The following is a 24,065-nucleotide window of genomic DNA, read 5'->3' as shown; positions in this document are numbered from 1 at the left end:
TTCTCCACAAGAGTTGGATAAAATTTAGATATGCAAATTAGATATGTTTTAGCTTCTTCTCAGCCCTACTTTGAGTAGGAGATTTGAATGTCACTACATCAAAGTTCTGGTCGGTGGCGCTTAGGGCTAGCGTTATCGCTATTGACGGTCTTATTGTGGGGAATTTTACCTATTGCTCTGACGGTAACTTTGCAAGCACTTGATGTCTATACCGTCATTTGGTTTCGCTTTTTGGTATCTTTTTTACTACTTACTGTGTATTTAGGAATACGTGGTAAATTACCAAAGTTAGAACAATTGCGTTCTGCTTCTTGGAAGTTATTAGCGATCGCTACACTCTTCTTAGGGATTAATTACTTTCTATTCATGCAAGGTTTAGCACTAACATCGCCTGCTAACGCTGAAGTTCTCATTCAATTATCTACCCTTTTATTAGGTTTAGGAGGGTTAGTGATTTTTAAAGAACGTTATCGGCTATATCAATGGATTGGTATAAGTGTAATGACTTGCGGTTATCTTTTATTTTTTTGTGAACAACTAACAAATTTAATTACAGCACATGGCACATATATACTAGGTAGTGTTTTGATTGTACTAGGAGCAGCAGCATGGGCTATTTATGCTTTGGCACAAAAGCAGTTATTACAATCTTTATCTTCTCCTAGTATCATGCTGATTATTTACGGGGGCTGTGCTTTATTATTCACTCCTCTAGCCAGAGTAAAATCACTTTTTATACTTGATAGTTTCCATTTAGGAATGTTGGCTTTTTGTGCTTTGAATACTTTAATTGCTTACGGTGCTTTTGCCGAATCATTAGAACACTGGGAAGCATCACGAGTAAGTGCAGTATTAGCTTTAGCTCCGATTGTAACATTAATGTCAATCGGAGCTGTATCAGTTTTTGCACCTTCTTGGACATCACCAGAACACTTTACTTTCATCGCAATATTAGGAGCGGGTTTAGTAGTCGCGGGGTCAGTAGCGATCGCCTTGGGAAAAGCTGATTAATAGGAATGGTTTTCAGGATTTTTACTGGGTTTCTCATCTAGTAAATTTGTGCCCTATTCAAAGCTACAACATTAATACTGAGGCAGAGGATTTTTTATTTGTTATGATTTAATAGTGAAGGCAAACTACTGGAGTCAGCCTTTTGCAGATGGATAGTTTACCCATCTATGTGACTCTGTAGTATTTAATTGTTGACCTGATAGCCAAAAAAATCCTTGAAGAAGAATTCATAAATCAGAATTCAGGAGTCAGAATCTATTACTGGGAGATTGGTATCCACCACTTTTTTTGACTACTAAATTCTAGATTTGGTGGAGATTCTGAAACCATTTCTACCCCTGGTCTTAAGCAAGCTACATTCGCAATTCATCCAGAATTAATTCTGAATTATCACTCCTGACTCCTAAATTCTGTTTTGAGAAAATTGAGGCTAATAACTTTAAGTAAACCAAGCAGGGCGCCCGAATAACTACCAAAGCCAACACCTGACAAAACCAGACCACCGAAACAGTTGAGCGATGAATAGTTTGTTTGGTAATTGGGCCAGCACCCTAAGAAAAAACTCCTTATTGCTGGTTCTTTCAATGGTGCTGCCAACGTTCGGAATTAGTAATTCTGTCTTGGCAGCAGAGCGAATTTATGCATCTTATTCAGCTTTGGAGCTTTCCATTTCAGTCACTACTTTAGAAAACTACGCCAAAACAGGTGTAATTAACGAAGACTTAGCAGCTTATCAGCAATATCTGCCTCTACAACAGCTTCAAGAATTACGGCGGATTTTACTCAATCGGGTGAAAGTTAGCCCAGTAGTACTTTCGCAATTTCTCTACACACCGCAAGGAGAATTTTTGCTGCATCGGTTGGCGCAAGTGATTAAAACCCAATCTCATCAGCCAGAACCAGAATTTAATGCTTTGCGTTCGGCGGTAATTTTAGCCTCTGCTGAATCAGGAGGCTTAACACTTTTGAATGTGTTGCGTAAATATCCCACCAACAGCATTAACCTTGATGTAGTACAGACTTTGGAAATAGCTACAGAATTGGAGAAACTTGTTAATAAAACCCATCGGGCGATCGCAGCAGTTTCCCAAAAGTCTAAGATAGAAGCTACTATCATCAAACAACCTAATTTATCACAATTGCCCGATTTACAGGTTCCGGGAAAGTTGAAGTCGCAAAAATACACCCTAAACTTTTTCGACTCAACACGCAATCGGCTTTTATTAACTGATGTTTATATTCCCAATATCCAGAATGCTGTACCCGTAATTGTGATTTCTCACGGCTTGGGTTTAGACAGCAGCAACTTTCAATATTTAGCTACTCACCTAGCTTCCTACGGATTTGCCGTCGTCGTTCCCAATCATCCTGGTAGTGATGCTAAACAATTACATTCTCTGTTGAATGGACGCGCCAGTGAAATAGCAGAACCAGGTGAATTTCAAGACCGACCAATGGACATAACATATATACTGAATCAACTAGAAAAAGGTAATCAATCTGATTCGCGATTTAAAGGTCGGTTAAATCTGCAACAAGTTGGAGTATTTGGTCAATCTTTGGGAGGCTACACAGCGTTGGCTCTAGCAGGCGCTAAAATCAACTTTGAGCAGCTAAAACAAGACTGTCAACCAGCAGCACTGCAAAATACCTGGAACATGTCTTTACTTCTCCAGTGTCGGGCTTTGGAGTTGAATATCAGCAAGTCTGGCAAGGATTATAACTTGCGGGATGAGAGAGTTAAAGCTGCGATCGCAGTTAATCCTATTACTAGTTCTATTTTCGGCAAAGCTGGCTTAAGTCAAATTAAAACTCCAGTGATGATTGTCAGCAGTAGTGATGATACAGTTGCACCAGCTTTATCTGAGCAAATTCTACCTTTTTCCTGGTTTACAAATTCACAAAAGTATCTCGTCATGCTTGTAGGTGGCACCCACTTTTCCACCATTGGTAATGGCAATCCTGCGAATCAACAAGTAGCATTACCTGCTGATATGATTGGCGATGCTTCCCAAGCGCGTCGTTACATGAATGTTTTAAGTTTACCTTTCTTCCAAACCTATGTTGCAGGAAGGACACAATACACCCCTTACCTTAACGCCGCCTACACTCAAAGCATTTCTAGTAAATCTCTTGGTTTGAGTCTCGTCAAGTCATTGGATACAACCGAATTAGCACAATTGCTGGATATAAAAGGAGCCAAAATCGCAAAAAAAAAGTTCCCAACACCATAGTCAGCTTCGGATTTTGGATGTTGGATATTGGTGTTGCATTGCTGCATGTAATGATTTTTATTTGATTTTAACAGACGTAATTAATTACGTCTGTGCAGTTTATTTTATTTAGGTCTTTATAAAATTAGAGGCTCAATTTTTGCTTGCACTTCTTCAATCCAAGAACTAGCATCCTTTGCCTACGCGGCTTCTCATGACCTCAAAGAACCTTTGCGAGGCATTTATAACTTCTCGAGAGTGCTGCTAGAAGACTATGCCCAAGTTTTAAATGATGACGGAATTGAGTGCTTGCAAACAGTAGTGTCCTTGTCTGTACGCATGGAAACTCTGATTAATGCTTTGCTGCAACTCTCGCAGTTAGGACAAGCACAACTACGAGAGCAAGCAACTGATCTCAACGAATTGCTCAATCAAGTAATTGATGTTTTTCGTGCTAGTCGTCATGACGCTCAACTTGCTGATATTCGCATTCCTCGGCCTTTGGTATCTGCATCAGAATAACTTGATGCTAATTCATAGAAGTCAGCAAAAGCTTCTAGAATTTCACAGCCATTATTATGTATAATTATTAACTATGAAATTATTCAAATACCCAGTTAACCTTGCTTCATCTTGCGTTGTCGCCTGTATTATCGCTTCTACGGCTGCGGTAATTGCTCAACCCAAAGCTTCACAAACCAATTCGGTAATAAAATTAACACCGACTCAGTTAAAAGTTTTGCGATCGCTAGGGTTAAAAGTAGCATTGCCAAGTTACGTACCCGCAAATTTTCGTGCCGATAAAGTATTAGTTGAGGCTGGGCGCGAAAATGTTGATGGCTTGCGTTACTTAGTTGTTTACCAAAATTTAAGTGCAGATAAATGCTTTGCAATTGAGTCAGCATCTGGTGGTATTGGCGACTTGCCCTCTGGATCGCGCAGTTACCCGATAAATTCTCCCATATTTGGAAAAAGCGTTTTGGAGCAAGGATTATACGGTAATGCCAAACAACCAACATTGCTATCGCAGTGGTTGGGAGAGCAAAATGGCCCCTTTTACAGATTTGTTGGTACGGGAGTAGTACCAGAATTGTCTAATTGTAGTAACGTCACTCCCCAAGAGGCAGTCAAAGTTTCGCAGTCGATTCGATACTTGAATTAATCGACTACGGTTTGCAATACAATCGTGCTTTAGCTAGTCGTGGGGTTGTTATTGAACACGTCAATCGACATTTGAAGGTTTCGACTTTGAGTTCTTGGTGGTATACCTTTTGCTTGAGTGAGTGTTAGTAGGATTTGATCTTCATTTGGTGACAGGTCAACTTTTAAAGGCGCTAGCATCATGTCAGGGATAAAAATATCTGCGCCTAATATCTGCGACTAGAAGAGATTATCGCAACTTGATGTGTCATTCTGGTCGCCCGTCACCGATTATAACGGGTGGTGAACTATTTTCTCTGCACTCAGCACACGCAACAGCTTTTGGTGGTGAACTTGCTTTTTGTCAGTAAGTATGAGATATTTTGTCTGAGATTTAAAATACTGTATTCCTATAGGTTTACTGAAAAATTCTGTTAAGTATTAGGCTGTATAAACTTTTTGACATGAATTTAACTTTTCTCAGAAAGCATCCACTGTTATTTGTGATCATAATTTTCTTTGGGCTTTTGTTCGGTAGTAGAGTAGTTGCTGCCAACTTAAAATTAGATTTCGCTGCCCAGAACTCTGGGTCATTAAAATCAGAAAATCCTCAAGGTATTACGATCGCAGAGCAACAATTACCTGTAGATAAATTACTAAAATTGATCCAGCAACGATTGCTAATTGCACATGATGTAGCCCGGTGGAAATGGAATCACAAACGTCCTATTGAGGATCGAAAGCGCGAACAAGAGTTACTATTAAAGGTTAGGCAACAAGCAACAACCTATAGCCTAGAATCCGATAGAGTTGCAGCATTTTTTCAAGCCCAAATAGAAGCAGGAAAACTCATTCAAACAGTTGATTTTCAAAACTGGCAAAAGCAAGGCATTAAATCTTTTCCTCACGTGCCAGACTTAAACCAGACATTGCGACCATCTTTAGATAAATTAAACACAGAATTTCTCTTTGCTTTAACAGAATTGACTCCTGTTCTAGGTTGTCCGCAGATACGGGAATTAATTCAGTCACGTTCCCAGGTGATTATTCAGGGAAATGGTATTGTGAAGCAGGTGCAAAGCCTAGCAATTTCACCCCTGCTGCAATTTCAAAGCACTTCTTGCAAAGTCAGTAGACCGAAAAGTTCTGCGATTCCCTTCTCCTTCCCTACGGGACGCTCTGCGAACAAAGACGAAAGCAGCGAACGCTACTTCAGCAATCAGCAGAAATCATCGAATAAAAACTGTGGAACTATGGTAAACCAGCGCTGAACTAGTTAACCTCAGTCCGAATGAAACCATTTTGCGAGGCCGAATAGCCCGCCGCGCCGTACCCCTACGGGGAAGCAAGCTACGCGTAGCGTCTCGTAGAGTTGGCATCACCGGAATCTATATTAAGGCAATATAAGAGAATGCCTAATCGTCAAACTTATAAAATTACGCTGTGCAAGGTTTTCTCAACTTAAACAAACCATTTGACTGGACTTCCCACGACTGCGTAGCGCGGGTGCGAAAATTGTTGCGCCTCAAACGTGTGGGACATGCGGGAACCTTAGATCCAGCAGCTACTGGAGTTTTACCGATCGCGCTTGGTAAAGCCACAAGATTATTGCAATATCTGCCAGAAAACAAAGCTTACAAAGCCACCATTCGGCTGGGTGTGCGTACTACAACCGATGATTTACAAGGTGAAATCATCACTTCTCAACCTTGTGCTGGATTGAGTTTGGCAGAAGTGAAAACTGCACTAGCACAATTTGAAGGCAAGATTGAACAAATACCACCAAGTTACAGTGCAATCCAAGTGGATGGTAAGCGTCTCTACGACTTAGCACGCCAAGGGAAAACGGTGGAAGTTCCAGTGCGAACAGTGGAAGTTTTTCAGATAGATATTTTGGACTGGAGAGAAGGAGATTTTCCCGAATTGGATGTGGCGATCGCCTGTGGTTCTGGTACATATATTAGAGCGATCGCTCGTGACTTAGGTGCAATCTTAGAAACTGGTGGTACTCTTGCGGCTTTGATCCGCACCCAAAGCAGTGGTTTCGATTTAACAGATAGTCTCACTTTGGCTGACTTAGAAACTAAACTGCAAACCGAGACATTTCAACCTTTTGTATCTGATGCAGCCTTGAAACATCTATCATCTGTGACTTTACCAGCAACATCTGCTCAAAAATGGTGTCAAGGTCAGCGAATTTCTCTAACTTTCGATGTTTCTGAAATTGTGCGAGTTTATGATCAAGAGACTCGCTTTTTAGGTATTGGGCAATTACAAGATGAAGTGTTGATTCCCCAAATGGTTTATGAACCAATTTCTTAAAACCCTCAAAGCAGAATTAGCTAGTAGTTATATTGGCTTTACTCACAAAGAATCCTTCGCTACTAGCCGTGTGACACAATTAGAAGAATAATATAAGTAACTGCTATGACAGAAAGGTTAGACCGAATTGAGGCAATCCTAGATCGGACAGCACAAAGGGCTGAAGCGAATACGGTAGCTATAGAAGGCAATAGAGTAGCCATAGAAGCTGATAGAGTTGCGATCGCCCAACTTCACTCAACCGTAAATTCCTTGGTGCAGGTAGTTGAGATACATCAGCTAAACCATGAAGCAACTGGGCGTAACTTTGAAGGGATTGTAACCGAACTCAGAGAAATTAAAACTGAAATTAGAGGCTTGAGAACTGGGAGCCAAAGCATTTTAGAACATTTGTTCGGCAGACAGGAGAAGGGCGAGTAATGAGCGATCGCCATAGTCGTACTACTGCTGCACGTCTCAATGTCTACATCCAAGGTCAAGGATTCCCCATTTTGGGCCTACATGGTCATCCTGGTACTGGTCGTAGTCTTTCTGTATTTACCAATCATTTATCAAAACGTTATCAAACTTTTGCCCCTGATTTACGTGGATATGGCAAAAGTCGCTGGAATGCCAATTTTGATATGAATGACCATTTGACTGATTTAGAAGCGCTGCTAGACCGCTTTGAGATTGAAAAGTGCCTAGTATTAGGATGGTCACTTGGGGGCATTCTGGCAATGGAATTGGCATTACGTTTGCCAGAGCGCATTACAGGGCTGATTTTGGTGGCGACAGCCGCAAAACCCCGTGGCAGTCATCCGACCATCACTTGGCAAGATAATTTATATACTGGTGTTGCTGCCTTACTAAACTATATAAAACCGAGTTGGCAATGGAATATTGAAACTTTTGGCAAGCGATCGCTTTTTCGCTACCTAATCCAACAACATACATCTACCACTTACAACTACATTGCCACCGAAGCAGTACCAGCTTATTTGCAAACCTCTCCTGCTGCTACTCGCGCCCTCTATAGTGCAATTCAATCGGGATACAACCGACTTCTAGATTTGCAACAAATACAATGTCCTAGTTTAGTCCTTGCTGGTGATCAAGACCGCCACATCACATCTGATTCCAGCTTAGAAACTGCTAGACACCTCCAAAATTCTCAGTGGCAGTGCTATGCCAACACCGCCCATCTTTTCCCGTGGGAAGTTCCCCAGCCGATGCTGAATGACATTGACCATTGGCTGGAAGAACATCCGCAGGTAATTGGTAGTCAATAGTCCAAGGGCTTTTGACTCTTAACAAGATAATTCGCAATTAGAACTCGAAACTACGAATTACGAATTACGAATTATCTTGACTCTGGCCTAACTTAAATTTGACCGCCAAAGGCAGGCTGTACTTTGCGGTCAAATCTTTCCCCCAAGTCGTCAGCGATTGTTAAGGTATTAGGTTTGCAGCGCTTGACATGCACAGCAATTCCCGTAGCTCCTTCGACTTCCAAATCTTCTATATATCCAGTGCTTGACAATCTTGCATCAGAAGAACTCAGAAATGGCCCGAAATAGTATGTACACCGGGGATTCTGCGTCACAATCTCTACCCACCAAGCCAAGCCGAGGTAGTCGAATGTGTTAATCAACACTTCCTTGAGGTTATGCCAAATGGTTTTCATGATTTTCGCCGATTTCTAAACGTCTACAGGGTGTTAAACGATATGCTGCTTTATTATCTTTTACATTTCTTTATACTCTGTTACTGTTATTTTTTCAAAGAAAATTTTTGTAATTTATCTAAGTGCAGCGTATTTAGCGATCGCTGCCGATAAATTTCATAAAGCGCCATACCCGCTGCTACCGAAGCATTGAGGCTGGGAGTCTTACCCTGTAGAGGAATCGATACTAAAAAATCACAGGAGCGTTGAGTCAACATACCCAGACCTTCGCCTTCTGAGCCGATTACCAAAACGATTGGGCCAGTAAAATTGACTGTATGCACGGGTTCGCTGCCACTTGCAGCAGTGCCGTAAATCCAAAAGCCAGCTTCTTTTAATTCTTCTAAGGCGCGGCTGAGGTTTATAACTCTAGCTACAGCAAAATTTTCTAAAGCACCTGCTGCCACTTTCATGACAGTGGAAGTGATCCCAGATGCCCTTCTTTGGGGAATCACCAATCCTTGAGCGCCTATTGCTTCGGCGGTGCGAATAATTGCTCCCAAGTTGTGGGGATCAGTAATTCCGTCAGCCACTACAATTACGGCATCGGTTACAGATTTGGACTGTTCAATCAGATCCGGCAATTCGATGTAGGCGTAGGGAGCAATTTGTGCCGCCACACCTTGGTGATTGGCCCCGTTGGTGAGATAGTCTAAGCGCTTGGGTTCAACCTCATCAATAACTGTGCCATTTTCCTTCGCTTGCAGGAGAAAATGGTGAAAGCTGGGATCGTATCGCAGACGGGTAGTAATCCACAGACGGTTGAGATTGCGCTGATTTTGCAATGCACTCAATACTGGATGACGACCGTAGATGAGATCGTTATCTTCTTCTGTCGGTTGTGTAGATACAGACGGCTGGGAGAAGTTGCTATTTCGTTGGCGGGAGTTGCTAGAGATGGGGTTGCTATCTATTTTCCGGGGATTGCGAGTGGGATTAGCAACAGAGATGGGGTTGCTATCTATTTTCCGGGGATTGCGAGTGGGATTAGCAATAGAGATGGGGTTGCTATCTATTTTCCGGGGATTGCGAGTCGGGTTAGTAACAACACGCTTACCTTGAATTTTTACGGGTTGTCCACGATTTGGTTCGCTAGAAGTCTTGATTTTTCTTGGTTGATTCTGCATTTGAGTTATGGATATAGGTATGGTTGATCATCCCGATTACCTCAATTTCTTGAACCTAATCTACTGGTGTGGCTACTGTGAAATTGAGTTCTCACTCTTTTTCTACATGAAGCATTTGCAACAGTTCGGTTAGACGCTGGTAATCGGTGAGATATAAGTAGCCAATTAAGGTTTCTAGACTAGTTGCCTGTTGATAAATTTCGGGATTAAGTCGCTTAGGGCGTCCTGTAGCGGCGTTTCTACCCCGTCGGACAATTTCTAATTCGGTGTCCCTGAGATGAGGAATCAGCGATCGCAAATGTAGCGCTTGTGTTTCCGCTCTTACCTGCTCCACTACCAGACGATGGTAAATTCCTGACCGCTGCAATGGCACCAGATAGAACATTCTAACATACAACTCATAAATTGCATCCCCCAAATATGCTAAAGCACTAGGAGAAATTTGTTGCACTTGTGAAAGGGAAATCTGTTGGAATGGCGCTGTGGTTGCCAAGAGTGCTTGAGTCCAAGATAAACTCTGTTTCGGAGTTTCATCTTGTCCATCTAATAGCTCTTCCTCCTGTGACTTCACAAATAAATCATTCCTTAACGGGCTACATTTGGCAGGCATTCTTTGCAAAGACTGATTTTTCTGAAGTAAGCCCTGACAGTATACTTAGCATAATGAATACTATCAAAGTTACTTCCTAATTTCATCTTTTTGATTGAGAGTTGGCATTTTAAATCACCCTGATGTCAACGCCTATAAACCAAATTTCGCCTACTTCTTGTGGTCTGTGCCTAAGATAGGGTAAAATTTGGACATCAAATTCACCTTTTTACTTGATCACATTGCCATGCTTACTTAGTAAGCGACAAATTTTAACTATACAGTATCAAGTCAAGTTTATATATAGACAAATCTGCTGGCTTTGTATTTGCTACGACTTTTTCAGACTTGATTGTTTATCTGAATATTCTAGCCGACGATTACATACTCAATAACTGGGTGTCTATATCTTTAGTTATTACTCAACTTTAAACATAATAGCTCAACTGGCTTTGTGCCTCTCCCACAAGGAGAGAGGTTTTCTGCCAGAATTTTTAAAAATTAAGCTATCCGATCTTGAATCTGGATAGCTAAATTTAACTCTCAGGTCGAGCAATCAAGACTACTTGACGTTTTCTAGAGCGTCTTCAACTGATTTTTGCAGGGAGAGAAACTTCTCTAGGCGAACAAGCTTGACCGTTTGAGTTACGCGGGCATTAGTGACTATTTGCAAAGTGCCATCAGCAGTTTGAGCCTGCTTGGCTAGCTGTACCAAAGCACCCAGACCAGAGCTATCAACAAAGTCGATTTGTGAGAGATCCAAAATAATGTGCTTAGGACCCTCGTCAATCTTGCTGCCAAGTGTCTTGCGAAATGTCGGCTCAGAAAAAGCATCTAACAAACCTGTGAGGCGGAATAGCTGACAGTTATCCCGGACTTCACGAGTGCCCCTCAGGCTAACGGTTAGATTCAGTGGCTCAGCAATAATTCCCTCCTCATGAGTTAAAGTGAACGCTCAAGTATAGATGGTTTTTGAGCAAGTTGTCTACAATCTGCTGGAATAGGGGATTGGGGATTGGGGATTGGGGATTGGAGAAAAGACAAGGGAGAACTTATTCAATAATTTCCCCTAGTCCCCAGTCCCCATTCCCAATTTTTACCTTACCTCTGCCACGGATTGACGTGCTGTTCGCATAGCTTGAACAAATTGCTCAAACAAGTAATCAGCATCGTGAGGGCCAGGACTGGCTTCTGGGTGATACTGTACGGAGAACACAGGTAGAGATTTGTGACGTACCCCAGCAATGGTGCGATCGTTTAAGTTTAGGTGGCTGATTTCCACAACTGCCGTAGGTAAAGAATCTGGGTCAATAGCAAAACTATGGTTTTGGCTGGTAATTTCTACCCGTTGTTGTGAGCCAGCAGGCTGATTTAAACCACGATGACCAAATTTGAGTTTATAGGTTTCTGCCCCTAGTGCATGACCTAAAATTTGGTGTCCCATACAAATACCAAAGATGGGTTTTTGACTTAACAGGAGTGCTTTAGCAGTTGCAATCCCTTCGGTGACGGCAGCAGGGTCGCCAGGCCCATTAGAAAGAAACACACCATCTGGATTGTAGTTGAGAATTTCTTCTGGTGACGTATCAGCAGGCACAACAATCACCCGACAACCGTAACTTGTTAGGCGACGCAAAATATTGCGTTTTACGCCAAAGTCAAGGGCAACAACGGTAAAGGGTTCCCCAAGATTTTCCGCAGCCTCAGAGTTGAATTCCCAAGCTGGAATTGTGGGATCAGACCATTCATAAGCCGTTGGGGTGGTGACTTCACGAACTAGATTCAATCCTGCCATGTTAGGAGCCGCCTGTACCTGCTCTAGCAATTCCGCCTCATCGAGAATGGCTGTAGAAATGCCACCGTTCATTGCTCCAAACATCCGAATTTTGCGGGTGAGGGCGCGGGTATCGATGCCGTAGATTCCTGGTACTTGGTTCTGTTTCAGGTAGTCAGGTAAAGATTGTGTCGATCGCCAGTTACTTGGTCGGTGACAAATATTGCGGGCGATCGCACCCTGCACTTGGGGCCCATCTGATTCTTCATCTTCAGGATTGACGCCAGTATTCCCCAATTCAGGATAAGTAAAAATGACTATCTGACCGCAGTAACTAGGGTCAGTCAGGACTTCTTGATAGCCGGTCATGCCAGTGTTGAACACCACTTCTCCGATCGCGGTTCCCGTAGCACCGAAAGACCAACCGCGATAAGTGGTTCCATCTGCTAGGACAAGTAAAGCTGGTATTGCTGCGTCAGTCAGGGGCATAATATAGATTGGGGGTTGGGCATGGGGCATTGGGCATGGGGCATTGGGAAAACTCTTTCCTATTCTCTATTTTCTATGCCTCATTCCCTAATACTGCGATTGTTAATTATCCCATGAGTTGAGCTATTGGGAGTTTTTAAGATAGTTAATTAAAATTAAAAGGGAATTAAATAAAGTAGCGGGAGTGGCTTTGGCAAAGCTTGGGCAGTTAAAATTAATTATGCTTCAGTCTTTTTTATCCCGTGCAACCCTAATTTTTGTATCAAGCGCTCTAGCGGTTTTGTGTGTTGCCTGTAGTGAAGACAAACGGAACACTGTGACTGGTGGCAATGAGCAACCCACGCCAATTGGGGATCTGGCATCAGTACAGCCTGCTGTCCAACCAAGAACACCAGCAGCTACCCCAGAAGCGCAGCCGCCAGATCCGTTTGAAAGTGAACCAAGTCTTTTTGAGATGGGGCGAGATAAAGCTGTTGGCGCTTGGAGTATCAGCCAATCTGCTCAATCTCCAGATGACTGGAATTTGGTGGCGAGTCAGTACCAGGATGCGATCGCGCTGATGCAAAGAGTGCGGCGAAAAAGCCCAGAATTTGCGATCGCTCAAACTAAGATTACTGAATATCGGCGGCAAATCAAATATGCTCAACAGCAAGCTATTCCTCGCCCTGTGCGCGTTGCCGAACCGAAGAGGATAGTAGTTGTCGTTCCCCAGAGAGCAACCACACCAAAGTTCACCTTGCCTTCATTACCTCCTGTAGAAACAAAACCGTTATTACCAGAGCCAGGTTTGCCCTCATCAGTAGTGCTGATTCCAGATCAGGAAGTATTTACAGCCCCGATTAAAAGGCGGATTGGTGGCACGCCAATTGTCGAAGTCACCTTCAATGGCCAGCGACAATTTGAGATGATTGTGGATACCGGAGCCAGTGGCACTGTCATCACCCAAGAGATGGCAAATGCTTTGGGAATCGTGGCAGTGGGGAGAGCTAAAGCAAATACCGCTAGTTCTAGAGCTGTAGAATTCCCTGTGGGCTATGTTAATTCGATGGCAGTTGGCGGGGTAATAGTGAATAAAGTAGCAGTAGCGATCGCAGGTGCGGAACTAGAAACTGGACTTCTAGGACATGACTTTTTTGGCAACTACGATGTCACAATCAAACGGAATGTGGTAGAATTTCGTCCGCAATCGCGATCGCAAATCAATTCCCCAGAAACTCAACTAACTGCTCCAACTTCGTCCAAGCTGCCCCACTTTGTAGGATATCCTTAGCGATTTTAATCCCTTGGGCGTGATCTAGCAGTGCGATCGCCCCCGCTACTTGCAGCGCCAAGGACGCATTCAACGCTACTGCATCCTGTTGTGCCTGAGTTCCCTTTCCTTGGAGTACTGCCTTGAGAATCACCGCATTCTCTTGGACATCCCCACCCCGAAGCATACCTATAGAAGCAGGTGTTAGATCCAAATCCAGGGGATTAATAGTAGTTAACTGCACTTCTCCATCTGATAAAACCGCTAAGTCAGTTTCATCTCCTAACCCAGCCTCATCGAGTTTTTCTCGCCCGTGCAGCACAATTGCCTTTTCCTTGCCCAAATTCTGTAAAGCTTCGGCAACAGTTGCCAAAAGTTTGGGAGTAAATAAACCCACCACCTGCCCAGTTGGACGCAAGGGATTTACTAACGGCCCAAGCAAATTAAACACCGTTCGCACCCTGAGAGTTCGCCGCAATTGGGCAACCGCCTTGAGGGCTGGATGCCAACCAGGCGCAAATAAGAAAGTGATCCCCACCTCTTGTAGTGCAGCTTGCACCTTTTCACTAGAGGCACTCAAGTTTACACCCAAGGTTTCCAATACATCGGCACTCCCCGTGAGACTTGACGCTGAACGATTGCCGTGTTTGGCGACGGGTATACCATAGGCTGCGGCGACAAATGCAACTGCTGTAGAAATATTAAAGGTTGATGAACCATCTCCACCAGTGCCACAGGTATCTATTACAGTGCTAAGTGCTAATTTCTGAGTGCTGAGTGGGGAACATTGAGATTGTAATACTTCAGCCATGCCGGTCAACTCGTCGGCAGAAATGCCTCTAAAATTCAGCGCTGTTAAAATTGCTCCCGATAACTCTGGGGGAACCGCTTCACTTAGCCAACCTTGCATCAATTCAGCAGCTTGAGTCCGGGATAATGATTGGCCATCTATTAATTGTTGCAGCAGAACATACCAACTAACAGAGGATTCTTGAGCAGGGATTGGGGAAGTTGTCATAGCTAAGGTTTGTGGTGTTGTAGGGTGTAGCTAGGTTGAAGGGCATGGGAGCTATCCTACCGGAAAATTGGCCGCTATCAAAGTTGGGTTCAAATATCAAGGCTCAACTGCAAAGCTGGATTAACAAGGTTCTCATTTTGTGCTTTTTTCTCCAAATAAAGTTTAACTTCGTAATTAGTAATGAATAACTCTTTTCCTTTCGCTGCACCACTCTGCTTATAGTTATTCATGCCATACTGCAATTCCCATGCTGAGATATTAGCCCATTGAAAATTTTCTCGAATTTGCGATGAGTCGTCGTAGGTAATTAGCCAGCGATGATGGCATTGTTGCAGAAGTTCAGCAAATCTCTGATGCTCAAAAGAAGTGTGTAAGTCACCATCTTTACCATATAACTTTGATTTTGTAGCACTAAAATATGGTGGATCTAAAAATAAGAATACATCTTCTCCTTCTGATTTTAATAAGTGACTGTAATCCAAATTAGTAATTTTGACATTTTGTGATAAGATATTTTCTAACTTTTCTAGTCGTTCTATTGAAGAATCAGTAAAGCGTTTATGGAAAGCTTCTTGCGAAAAACCACCTGATTCTACAGTCCCGGAAAAAGTAATTCTATTGAGGACGAAAAAGCGAACGGCTCTTTCTAAATCAGATAAATTATTGACATCTACCTTAGTTAATTCTGCAAAGAGGAATTTGCCATCTGTATATTTAACTTTAATATGCCGAATTTCTTTAACTAACTGAGCTAGATCAGATTGAGCAACCTTCCAGAATAAGAAAAGTTCGCGGTTTAAATCATTAATCCAAATTTTGATATCTGGAAACTTTTGTCTTAAATAAATGAATACAGAACCACCACCGACAAAAGGCTCTCGAAACTCAGAAAAGCTCTCTGGTAAGTATTCAGCTATTTGATTTATTGCTTTCGACTTACCGCCAGGATATCGGAGAGGACTTTTGAGCATAACCAAAAATTATAATGTTTAAAAATTACCGGATACTTCTATTTTAAGTTTTTTTCCTGTTTCGTAATGAGCAAGTACTATTCCGAACTTGATATTATTCGTAGATGCCTTAAAAGAACACTAGCTTATATGTATCACCAATTTTACCAATAGGAGCAGAAACTGAAATATTTGTATATTCGTCTTGATAGGTTAGATTAGCAATACACTCAAGCTGTACTTTGTCAGCAAGCCTCTTTAAAAATCTCTCTCTATCTGACTCTGACAGTTCAACTTCACTTATCGTTACTTGCAAGTCTTTATCCTTAAAGCTAATAAATGGAAGTACAAGCATTTTCTTAAATACATTGTCTCCACCTAAATTATTAAACTCTTCAAATGCATTGTCAGAGAAATATATTAGTTTTAGTATGTCTTCTTCAGTTCCATTTTTGATAGTTGCAGTCAACTCTTGGATGAAAACGTCGAGATTCATCTTGCTTTTACTTCAGAATTAGCTTGAATCATAACAGGTGGAAAAGTGTAATTACAACCAATAGGAAAAAGTAATATTTATAAAAATAAAACCACCAGTGTAAAAAGCTGGTAGTTTTTGTTTCAATCTAAGAGTTCTACCTTGTTCTCTGGTCAGAAATATCCTTAAACGGCTACCCATATCCCTGTTACTTTGGTAGATAAATTATACGTCTTTATTTATCTTTACACAGTTTGTTTTTTTCACCTCGTTCTACTTAATTCGCTGTTGCTGCGTAGCTTGCCGCAGTGGACATCACAAACCTGTTAAAATAAAACTACGAACCCGTAATATATAGTACTGAATTTTGCCTTGATTTCATGTTGCATTCTCTTCAAAATCTGTTACATTACTTTACATGCAGTCATAACTGTTACAACATAAAAGCTCGGAGTGTTATTTATGGCAAACGTTAAGAAGACTACGGCTTTGGTTCCAGAAGATCCTAATGCTTTGCGCTGGGGCTTCACTCCTCAGAGCGAAAACTGGAACGGTCGTTTTGCAATGATTGGTTTTTTATCTGCCGTTGCACTTGAAGTGTTTTCTGGTCAAGGGATTTTACACTTCTGGGGCATCCTCTAGATTTAAACGTTTTTACCTTCATTAGATTATGAGGCAAGGCGGGGATTAACAAAATTGTCTACCTTGCCTCATAATCTCAAGAATTAGAAAACTCGCCAGCAACTAACGTGATGAGCGAAATATTACACGGCCTGGAGATTCTTCTTGATTAATTCGCGCATATACCCGAAGGCAAGTTAAGACTTCGCCAGGAATACCACCACAGTCTAGTTGTAAGTCATCCTTGGATAAAGCACAGATATCTGCATAAAGCCCTGATAATTGGCGAATTCGCACTTCATTACCTGCATTAATAGCTTCATCAGCGACTTTCTTCAGGATGCGCCGTGATTCATGTTGTAGCTTTCCCCACCAAGAATAGCGTTCAGCCGGTGGTACAAATACTAGGGAATGTATGGCCTCATCCATGTCAATCCAAGCACGGAGAGTTGACAGGGGATCAGTGTTTTTCTCTGCTTTTTGGGTGCGTTGGAAGCGATCGCTTAAAGCATCAATATATTGATGGCGCTGTTCTGGTTTGGAGTGTAAGGAAATGACATCGAAGCTAAAAACGCTCTTTAAAGCATGATGTAAATCTGGGTCTATTTCGATAAAATTCATATATAAAAATAGGAATGCTGCTGGTAAATCGGATGCATTACCTTGAGTAATTTGAGAATTTGAAAGTGCTTGTTGATATAAGCACAATCCCTGAGTTTTAACAGTACCACTCAGACCGGGGTAGATAATTTCATCGCGGATAAAGGGAAGTTGATAAAGGTTAGAATTATCTGCGATCGCACCAACTTCTTGAGCCAGATCCAAGGTACGCTGTTGCCAAATTGCAGCCAAATCCTCTGGGACTCGCAGCAGTTTGCGTTGAATTTCATTCCACAAATCAGAATCCGTTGTGCTTTGCAGTTGGGAATTACCCAGATAATAACTAAGTTCTGAGTCAGAATCGAAAGCTTCCCGGAGGTGACTTAGTTTCAACTCATTTGGCGCATCTTCCCAACCAATATCTGGCTGCGGGGGTGCAGGTTGCAACAGGTTATGAAGTTCTTGCAGCACCTCATCACACATTTTAGATCCTGGATCTAGTGGAAATTCTGTGCGAGCCTGATTTAAAGTAGCCTCTAGTCCATACAAACTAAACCGCAGTAACTGGGCTAATTCTGAGTTTTCTATCTCTAATAATTGACGCAAGTGCTGCATAAATATCACCTCCAAATATTTTCGTAGCGAATTAAACTTGGCAAAACTCTGCGCCCCTTTGCGTTTACTCTGCGCCCCTTTGCGTTTAAAAATCTTAATTTTTTCAACGCAGAGGAACGCATTCGCAAAGCGTCTCGTAGAGAAGGTTAGCGCAGAGGAACGCAGAGGTTTAATGCAAGAGTTAATGTATGCCGCAAAAGGGATCGCGTTCTTTATCAACTTCATTAGGTTGCAACTCTAATTCAGCAATATAAATGCATCCCTCTTCTTTTAGGCATTCCTGATTTTGTGATGTCCAGTAAGGTACTTCACCAGCGTGCATCCGCAGAATGCCTTGATCATCAAGAGTTACACGATATTGGCAAGGGTAATCTGTTGTCACATCTGGTTTGCTGAGTGCGCCAATTCGTATCCATTTTTTACTGTTGGTTTCGGCATCTGTTTGATAAACATAGAAGGTGTGCTGTCCAATTTGTGGGAAGGGAGGTAAGGGATTACTAATTAACCCAATTCCTGGTTGCGTCACGCCATCGCGCAAATAGTGAAATTTTTGGAACAATTTACTACCATCATTTCCTACTTCAAATACAAGATGATAGGCATCTGGTTGATCAACAGTTGCTGACTCAATAACATTGACGGCAATATCACCATCATTCAAGTCTTTATTGAAGCGTTCCACAGCAATATTCCAGTTCAATTTACCATCAGCAAATAGTGCTGATGTTTCTGAAACTACCGATTCCAAATCAATGCCAGGAATATCAATTAAATAATGGGGATTTCCCTGACAAAGCAATACGTTAAATTCGAGGGTTTGGTCAATCTCAAACTGGACTTTGATTTTTTTCAGAAAATCTGCTTCTTGCATTCCCAGTTGATTCATCAGGTTTTTGCCGTCAAAACTACCCCATAGTCGTAAATCTCCCTCTTCGTAATCCTGACGGTAGATAATATTAGTTAATTGGATTCCTTGCCACGCAGTACGAACTTTGGCGACAGTTTCCCAAGGTGCAAGTTGATAAAGTTCTTGTCCAGCCTTGAATATAGTCAGCAAATCGTTACTTTGGGTTTTGCGTTTGAAGTTGCAGGGCAAATAATAAAACAGGTTTTTGACATCAATTTCTAGCTGGTTGGCTCCCTTACGCAGCAAGCTTTTAGACTCTTCTGGATCGAATCTCAATCTTCGTAGTTTCTCGGCATAGCAAGCACCAGCAGAGGTGGCTAATTTGGTAAATTCCAACACAAAGGTAATTCGTTCTGGATTCCAAACAAAATATGGAGACTTACTAAATTCTTGGTATATTTGGCGTTGCACTATGTCCAAGTTACAAGTTTTTCCAGACAGAATTAACCAATCAACTTTTTGGGAATTCCAAGAATCTTTGGTGAGATCATCGGCACGCAAACGACTTTCCATTAATCCTTTAGCAATCCCGATCGCTTCTTTAATTCCCGAAGCGGCGGCTCGTTCAAATTGCTGGTTATCTAGGGTAACGCAGATGCTATTTGGATCTTTAACTTGTAATTTAACGGCGCTTTGGGTGAGCAGTTCAGAAATTTGCTGCTCAGAAAGTGTGAAGGTTAATAGAGAATTCTCTGCTGGTGGCTTTTGCCCAAGTTTAAGTTTAGCAGCTTCCGCATGATCCCAGAGAATATAAAAGGATTGTAGACGTTGGGGTGCTTGTTGCCAACGAGTAGGCAATACTTTTTCGGCAGTATCTAGGGCATCTTTATAAGCAATATCACCTTCTGGATTCTCTCTATCCAGACATTTTAAAAGACTACCACTTTTGAATTTGCCTTGTTCTAAAAAGCGCTCGTTTAACTCAGAGTTAATCAAATCTTCTAGCTTTTCGCTTTCTATATCACCTGTTGTTGCGGCTGTCAATAAAAAGTCTGCGATCGCAACTTTTAATAATCTAAAAATTCGCAGTGTAATTAATTCACCACCTAGCTGTAAATGACCGGATGAACCTAATAGTTTGGGAGTAAGTTTATAGTAACGTCCTCCTAAACCCCGGTCTTCATAATCAGCAAAAGTTGGGGTTTTATCTTCTAAAGTCAGTTCAATTAAAGCTAAGTCTGTGGTTCCCCCGCCAATATCCAAGACTAGGACATTTTGTGACCATTTATTTCCTGCTTGGCGACAACGGGTTTTGAATGACTCGATGCCAATGTTGAGATTACCACCAAATTCTCGCCACAAAAAGAATATCGCCACAGAAACGGCTTCATCATAAGCAGTTTGCACATCATCGATCCCCAACTGCTCAACTAATTCCCTAACTTCCTTACGAACAACTGGTGGGGCGACGGTTGGGTAGGTGACAACTGCTGTTAAAAAATCTCCTTCAGAAAATCTGCGTCGGGCGTGTTGGCGGTAGTCTTCAGTTAACTCGATTAAATGCGCCCAAGCAGATTGTATTAACTGATTAGCGGTAATTGTTTGTTCTTCACCATCCAAAATAACTGAAAACGATCGCTCCTGACCAAAATAACGCTTGGGTGAATGGTGAAACCTGCTGATAATTTCCTTTAAAGAACCGCTTGTACCTTGAGCGATCGCTTTTTTTCTGTTATCTCTAGCTTCCCTACCCATCCGCAGTTTTAAGTCCCCTAACTGCGAAATTTCGGACTCGCTAGGAATTTCCGTATCGCGGCGATCAATATCCAGCACAACTGGGATCAGATTTTGCGACTCTAGGGTGGGGACGCGGAACACCTCATGATAGATTTGGTAAAGTTTTTTGCTGACAGCCCGACGGAACCTCTCGCTGTTTCCTAAAGAAAGTTCAATTTGGCGAATTGCTTCCAAAAATCGCTCTTTATTATCACTTTCAAATACTTCACTCAATCGGCTGGGTTCTATCTCCAGGTTTTTGCTAATTTCGGCGATAAACTTTTCCCAATCATCAGCGCTGACATCTGGTAAAGCCACTGAGGCGGGAGAACTTAGCCATTGCGATAAGCGATCGCGCAACCGCATTTCTTGTTCTTTGGGTAAAATTTCTGCGATCGGGACTTCAATAGGATCGAAAAGTGTAACTGTCGAATTCGACGTCCCAAAATCTAAAGCAAACCATCCTGGAAATCTTTTTTGTTGTTTCTCGCTTGGTTCTTGATCGCTATATTTGTTCAATTTGAAAGGGTTCATTATAGTATTAAATGATTCTGTTGATCACTGGCTTTTTTATCTAGCGCGATTGCGGCAGTTAAGCCGCGTCATCTCAAATCCAAATCATCTGAGTAAGAAACAGCCGCAATTTCTGAAATAATCTGCAACCAAGTAGGAATTGCTATCTCAGATGGCAATTCTCCAGCCGCCAAATATCTGAGCAAAGTTTCTTTTTTTGAAAGGTTTTGCAGACTAGGAATAATTTGATCCAAAATTCCTTCTAGCTCGGAATTAATTTGCTGATTAACTTCGCTAACATACTGGACAAGATGGAGGCTGGCGCTAGCAGTAATTTCATCTCGCAGTCGCAGTACTAAGAGTTGGTGATTACTCGATCTGGGTAAGCCTTGGCTTTTCTCTGGTGCCCAATCAAAGATTTGACCAACGTTGTGTTTATCGTCTTGACGCGCTAGAGGAAAGATCATTTCGGGAGCAACGGTTTTGTCTTTGCTACTGATTTCAGAGATGATTGCCTCTTTCCATTCGTTAGGATCGCATCCTAGTAATAATTTGTAAAAGAGATCGGCATCTTCAAAACCAAATTTTTCTTCAATTTCTTGTTCCATTTCTGGGTGGAAAAAGGCCTGCAATTGTTCCCGTTCTGGGGCGATATGATTTGACAATTGGTTCAACAAATCTACCACTGCTTGCTGGATGCGATCGCGGGCAAAATCTTCTACTTCTTTAACGGTTTTCTCAAATACTGGATAAAAATCATCGCTCTTAGTCGGAAGGGAACTATTTACGCGGTTTCCCCGATCAAATAATTTCCCGGCTGCACCTTTAGATTCTGCCAGAGCGATCGCTCCATTGTTGGCTTTGTTGAAGAGTAAAGTCCACTGGTTCCAATTGAGGATTCTAAAGGTGAGTTCGTCTTTCACTACATCGCTGACAACAACACCGCGCCGGTCTTTGAGTGGTTCTTTTCCTAAATCTTTTTGAAAATTCCTGTAGATTTTATCCAAGCTTTCGACCACAAAGCGCAACTCGATAAAAGCGGGACTGTCTCCTGTGGGGATGCCTTGCTCGTGAATTTCATCTATGATGTCTTTCAAATGATCTTGTTGCTGACTCACCACATCAGCAGCTCTTTTAGTATCTTCATGCAGTTGCTTTAGACCATGAGTCGCTACGTGGGTTTGAATCAATTCCCGCAGCTTATTAAGTCCCCCATCTTGAGCAAAGTAACCTAGCTGTTTGCCCAAATAGCTGCGGGTGTCAGATTCTAGCAACCGTTCACTTAATAGCTCCCATTTCTCTTGTAGCCGTTTAGACCGATCTAGGTAATCAGGATAGTCTAAGTTAGCCAAAAAGTCTGGTGAGCCTGCTTTGACTGTAGTAGAACGTTTTGCTAATTCAGCCAATCCCAACAGTGGCGACAGTAAAACGATGCGGTCTTTTTGGGTTGTAAACGCTTCTGCACCGTCAATGGTAGTTTGCAGAACTTTGAGTTTTTGGAAAACGGTTTCTTCCTGCAAATATGGGCTATCTTCAATCAGTTGGTCAAGTTCTCTTTCGCCACCTTCATTGTCTAGGGGTAATTGATCGAAGCGACCTACACCTACGAGAATTAAATCTTTCAGGTCTTGTCCCGGTCGCTGCTGCTGCATCATCGTAAAGATTTTATTGGCGCGATCGCTACCAGGAGATTTACCATTGAGCAATACCAAAATCGTCTGTACTTCTGCCAATTCCCGCAGTGACAAAAAGGTATCTCTAGCCCCCGAATTAGCAGCCCCTAATCCCGGAAAGTCGATGAGAATAAATTTAGCTGCGTCTGCAAAATCCCAAATTTCCCGTGAGATTTTCACATCGATATCTACGCGGCGAATGAGTGGGAAACTGTTTTGCAGTAACTTTGTTGGTAGCCTCTGGGGTGGACTCGGTAATCGGATGTGCGCTGGCGGTAAATCCTCAAATTTCAGAGTTTGGATTGCCATTGGCTGTTCGACTAGCTGTAGCCCCTCACGGGCGGTGATCGCATCAATCTGGTAGTGCCCACCACACATAACTTCCCCGTAAGCGTGATAAGCCCGCAGGAATAATACCAACTCCCGGAGTAAATAACGTAGCTCTAAATTGTTACTGCTATTCCATGCTTCCTCACACCAGCTAATAATATCTTTGCCAGAGTTGAGTTTCGATACTGGTATAGGAGGAAGCCCTGCTGCTGTTGTCCGTTTATTGGCTTCCCCTAGCATGAAGCGTAGACACTCATGTACTCCTTCATGAGAAAGATACTCTACCGTAAAATTACTTAATTGGGTGGTCGCAAAGTCGTCTTGCGGGATGATATGTATGGCGGTAACATTACCTGTAGTGGGATTTTCACTGACTGGCAAAGCATCTGCATATCCAATTAAACTGCCTAAAAGTAAAGTTTTCCCACTACTGAATTCCCCCATCACCCCAATTTTGACAGGCGAAGTTGCAAGGTCTACAGTTTTCTGGGCAGCTGAACGCAGACGAAGGAGACAGTCATCAAGACTAGCTGGAACCCAATCTTCTTGTTTAGAAGGGGACTGGGGCACAGAATCTATCTTTCGGAGGATGAATTCGCCGTACTCCTTAAAACGGCCTAGTTTATCTGGTTCCATAAAGTAGTTTCCGCCTAACATTAATTTCTGTGAGCTTTATAACATATAAAATGTGATTGCCAGCCATTGTTGCAACGTGTTGATATCACATTTAGCATTTCTATCATTTAATTTGCGATTTTGGTATAAGACGTTTTGAAAGGTCAAGACAATTTTGAAAAATCGGGTTTTGCTGGGAAAATTAAAAAATAATACATTCGTCATCATCCAGTATTCAGAATGAATCAAGTGGAGTTCTATACCACCAAATGATTGAATACTGCCTAGTAAATATGTGGGTATTAAACTCTTTTATACACCTGATTTTAAGAGGATGTCCGAAAAGTATTAGGTGAATTCAATGAGACTGTTGGCTAATTAAAAGAGGGTAAAACTAGACATCTCACAATGAT

Annotated in this window: 20 protein-coding genes and 1 pseudogene; 10 read left to right on the top strand and 11 right to left on the bottom strand. The window is 42.1% G+C overall.

What is annotated here, in order from left to right; all coding sequences use genetic code 11:
* The first annotated feature begins 87 nt into the window (after positions 1–87).
* The 8 genes and pseudogenes from V7K30_RS23005 to V7K30_RS22970 all read left to right on the top strand — a co-directional run bounded on the left by V7K30_RS23005 (position 88) and on the right by V7K30_RS22970 (position 7,957).
* The gene (locus V7K30_RS23005) at positions 88–1,011 is read left to right on the top strand and encodes a DMT family transporter (protein WP_335003206.1); all 924 of its coding nucleotides are present in this window, start codon (positions 88–90) and stop codon (positions 1,009–1,011) included.
* Positions 1,012–1,529: 518 nt separating this feature from the next.
* The gene (locus tag V7K30_RS23000; protein WP_335003204.1) at positions 1,530–3,245 is read left to right on the top strand and encodes an alpha/beta hydrolase; all 1,716 of its coding nucleotides are present in this window, start codon (positions 1,530–1,532) and stop codon (positions 3,243–3,245) included.
* A 153-nt stretch (positions 3,246–3,398) separates the two neighbouring features.
* Positions 3,399–3,728: pseudogene (locus V7K30_RS22995) on the top strand (histidine kinase dimerization/phospho-acceptor domain-containing protein); the annotation flags it as partial.
* Positions 3,729–3,819: 91 nt separating this feature from the next.
* Positions 3,820–4,386 (top strand): hypothetical protein, encoded by a 567-nt coding sequence (locus tag V7K30_RS22990; protein WP_335003202.1) that lies wholly within the window; start codon positions 3,820–3,822, stop codon positions 4,384–4,386.
* Between the two features lie 442 nt (positions 4,387–4,828).
* On the top strand, positions 4,829–5,635 hold the full coding sequence (gene aroQ / locus V7K30_RS22985) for a gamma subclass chorismate mutase AroQ (protein WP_335003200.1): 807 nt from the start codon (positions 4,829–4,831) through the stop codon (positions 5,633–5,635).
* A gap of 172 nt (positions 5,636–5,807) precedes the next feature.
* Positions 5,808–6,686 carry a tRNA pseudouridine(55) synthase TruB gene (truB, locus tag V7K30_RS22980; protein WP_335003198.1) on the top strand — a complete coding sequence of 293 codons (879 nt, stop codon included), beginning with the start codon at positions 5,808–5,810 and terminating at the stop codon, positions 6,684–6,686.
* A 105-nt stretch (positions 6,687–6,791) separates the two neighbouring features.
* Complete coding sequence (locus V7K30_RS22975; RefSeq protein ID WP_335003196.1) at positions 6,792–7,106, top strand: hypothetical protein; 315 nt, start codon at positions 6,792–6,794, stop codon at positions 7,104–7,106.
* A complete protein-coding gene (locus tag V7K30_RS22970) occupies positions 7,106–7,957 on the top strand; it encodes an alpha/beta fold hydrolase (protein ID WP_335003194.1) in 852 nt (283 codons plus the stop codon). The genes V7K30_RS22975 and V7K30_RS22970 overlap by 1 nt, the downstream gene beginning before the upstream one ends.
* A 92-nt stretch (positions 7,958–8,049) precedes the next feature.
* Here V7K30_RS22970 and V7K30_RS22965 read toward each other — a convergent pair whose 3' ends face one another.
* The 5 genes from V7K30_RS22965 to carA all read right to left on the bottom strand — a co-directional run bounded on the left by V7K30_RS22965 (position 8,050) and on the right by carA (position 12,370).
* Positions 8,050–8,352, bottom strand: a complete 303-nt coding sequence (locus V7K30_RS22965) for a DUF1816 domain-containing protein (protein ID WP_335003192.1) — start codon at positions 8,350–8,352, stop codon at positions 8,050–8,052.
* Between the two features lie 86 nt (positions 8,353–8,438).
* On the bottom strand, positions 8,439–9,518 hold the full coding sequence (gene rlmB, locus V7K30_RS22960) for a 23S rRNA (guanosine(2251)-2'-O)-methyltransferase RlmB (protein ID WP_335003190.1): 1,080 nt from the start codon (positions 9,516–9,518) through the stop codon (positions 8,439–8,441).
* Positions 9,519–9,609: 91 nt separating this feature from the next.
* A complete protein-coding gene (locus tag V7K30_RS22955) occupies positions 9,610–10,089 on the bottom strand; it encodes a Mini-ribonuclease 3 (protein WP_335003188.1) in 480 nt (159 codons plus the stop codon).
* Positions 10,090–10,669: 580 nt separating this feature from the next.
* Positions 10,670–11,035 carry an STAS domain-containing protein gene (locus V7K30_RS22950; protein ID WP_084227153.1) on the bottom strand — a complete coding sequence of 122 codons (366 nt, stop codon included), beginning with the start codon at positions 11,033–11,035 and terminating at the stop codon, positions 10,670–10,672.
* Between the two features lie 168 nt (positions 11,036–11,203).
* Positions 11,204–12,370, bottom strand: a complete 1,167-nt coding sequence (carA, locus tag V7K30_RS22945) for a glutamine-hydrolyzing carbamoyl-phosphate synthase small subunit (RefSeq protein WP_335003186.1) — start codon at positions 12,368–12,370, stop codon at positions 11,204–11,206.
* A gap of 220 nt (positions 12,371–12,590) precedes the next feature.
* On the opposite strand from carA, the gene V7K30_RS22940 reads away from it, so the two are divergent.
* Positions 12,591–13,640, top strand: a complete 1,050-nt coding sequence (locus tag V7K30_RS22940; protein ID WP_335003184.1) for a retropepsin-like aspartic protease family protein — start codon at positions 12,591–12,593, stop codon at positions 13,638–13,640.
* On the opposite strand, the gene trpD is transcribed toward V7K30_RS22940, so the two are convergent.
* From trpD to V7K30_RS22925, 3 genes are all read right to left on the bottom strand, one after another.
* On the bottom strand, positions 13,570–14,637 hold the full coding sequence (gene trpD, locus V7K30_RS22935) for an anthranilate phosphoribosyltransferase (protein ID WP_335003182.1): 1,068 nt from the start codon (positions 14,635–14,637) through the stop codon (positions 13,570–13,572). The two genes, V7K30_RS22940 and trpD, sit on opposite strands and share 71 nt — an antisense overlap.
* Before the next feature lie 89 nt (positions 14,638–14,726).
* Positions 14,727–15,608 carry a DNA adenine methylase gene (locus V7K30_RS22930; RefSeq protein ID WP_335003180.1) on the bottom strand — a complete coding sequence of 294 codons (882 nt, stop codon included), beginning with the start codon at positions 15,606–15,608 and terminating at the stop codon, positions 14,727–14,729.
* A gap of 109 nt (positions 15,609–15,717) precedes the next feature.
* The gene (locus V7K30_RS22925) at positions 15,718–16,083 is read right to left on the bottom strand and encodes a hypothetical protein (RefSeq protein WP_335003178.1); all 366 of its coding nucleotides are present in this window, start codon (positions 16,081–16,083) and stop codon (positions 15,718–15,720) included.
* A gap of 441 nt (positions 16,084–16,524) precedes the next feature.
* On the opposite strand from V7K30_RS22925, the gene V7K30_RS22920 reads away from it, so the two are divergent.
* Complete coding sequence (locus V7K30_RS22920; RefSeq protein ID WP_335003176.1) at positions 16,525–16,704, top strand: high light inducible protein; 180 nt, start codon at positions 16,525–16,527, stop codon at positions 16,702–16,704.
* A gap of 102 nt (positions 16,705–16,806) precedes the next feature.
* Here V7K30_RS22920 and V7K30_RS22915 read toward each other — a convergent pair whose 3' ends face one another.
* From V7K30_RS22915 to V7K30_RS22905, 3 genes are all read right to left on the bottom strand, one after another.
* A complete protein-coding gene (locus V7K30_RS22915; RefSeq protein WP_335003174.1) occupies positions 16,807–17,898 on the bottom strand; it encodes a hypothetical protein in 1,092 nt (363 codons plus the stop codon).
* A 181-nt stretch (positions 17,899–18,079) separates the two neighbouring features.
* A complete protein-coding gene (locus tag V7K30_RS22910; protein WP_335003172.1) occupies positions 18,080–21,055 on the bottom strand; it encodes a molecular chaperone in 2,976 nt (991 codons plus the stop codon).
* Positions 21,056–21,123: 68 nt separating this feature from the next.
* Positions 21,124–23,673, bottom strand: coding sequence for a proteasome protein (locus V7K30_RS22905; protein ID WP_335003170.1), 2,550 nt, complete (start codon positions 23,671–23,673; stop codon positions 21,124–21,126).
* Positions 23,674–24,065: the final 392 nt, after the last annotated feature.

This window comes from Nostoc sp. (genome assembly GCF_036917655.1).
In the GTDB taxonomy this organism is placed as follows: domain Bacteria; phylum Cyanobacteriota; class Cyanobacteriia; order Cyanobacteriales; family Nostocaceae; genus Nostoc.
The sequence above is the reverse complement of the archived record's forward strand: the minus strand, read 5'-3'. Positions and strand labels throughout refer to the sequence as shown.

Coding starts and splice junctions, on each gene's coding strand:
- V7K30_RS22915 (WP_335003174.1), bottom strand. CDS start 17,898: ATGCAGCACTTGCGTCAATTATTAGAGATAGAAAACTCAGAATTAGCC.
- V7K30_RS22940 (WP_335003184.1), top strand. CDS start 12,591: ATGCTTCAGTCTTTTTTATCCCGTGCAACCCTAATTTTTGTATCAAGC.
- V7K30_RS22920 (WP_335003176.1), top strand. CDS start 16,525: ATGGCAAACGTTAAGAAGACTACGGCTTTGGTTCCAGAAGATCCTAAT.
- trpD (WP_335003182.1), bottom strand. CDS start 14,637: ATGACAACTTCCCCAATCCCTGCTCAAGAATCCTCTGTTAGTTGGTAT.
- V7K30_RS22905 (WP_335003170.1), bottom strand. CDS start 23,673: ATGGAACCAGATAAACTAGGCCGTTTTAAGGAGTACGGCGAATTCATC.
- V7K30_RS22910 (WP_335003172.1), bottom strand. CDS start 21,055: ATGAACCCTTTCAAATTGAACAAATATAGCGATCAAGAACCAAGCGAG.
- V7K30_RS23000 (WP_335003204.1), top strand. CDS start 1,530: ATGAATAGTTTGTTTGGTAATTGGGCCAGCACCCTAAGAAAAAACTCC.
- V7K30_RS22970 (WP_335003194.1), top strand. CDS start 7,106: ATGAGCGATCGCCATAGTCGTACTACTGCTGCACGTCTCAATGTCTAC.
- V7K30_RS22975 (WP_335003196.1), top strand. CDS start 6,792: ATGACAGAAAGGTTAGACCGAATTGAGGCAATCCTAGATCGGACAGCA.
- V7K30_RS22990 (WP_335003202.1), top strand. CDS start 3,820: ATGAAATTATTCAAATACCCAGTTAACCTTGCTTCATCTTGCGTTGTC.
- V7K30_RS23005 (WP_335003206.1), top strand. CDS start 88: ATGTCACTACATCAAAGTTCTGGTCGGTGGCGCTTAGGGCTAGCGTTA.
- aroQ (WP_335003200.1), top strand. CDS start 4,829: ATGAATTTAACTTTTCTCAGAAAGCATCCACTGTTATTTGTGATCATA.
- rlmB (WP_335003190.1), bottom strand. CDS start 9,518: ATGCAGAATCAACCAAGAAAAATCAAGACTTCTAGCGAACCAAATCGT.
- V7K30_RS22925 (WP_335003178.1), bottom strand. CDS start 16,083: ATGAATCTCGACGTTTTCATCCAAGAGTTGACTGCAACTATCAAAAAT.
- V7K30_RS22930 (WP_335003180.1), bottom strand. CDS start 15,608: ATGCTCAAAAGTCCTCTCCGATATCCTGGCGGTAAGTCGAAAGCAATA.
- carA (WP_335003186.1), bottom strand. CDS start 12,370: ATGCCCCTGACTGACGCAGCAATACCAGCTTTACTTGTCCTAGCAGAT.
- V7K30_RS22965 (WP_335003192.1), bottom strand. CDS start 8,352: ATGAAAACCATTTGGCATAACCTCAAGGAAGTGTTGATTAACACATTC.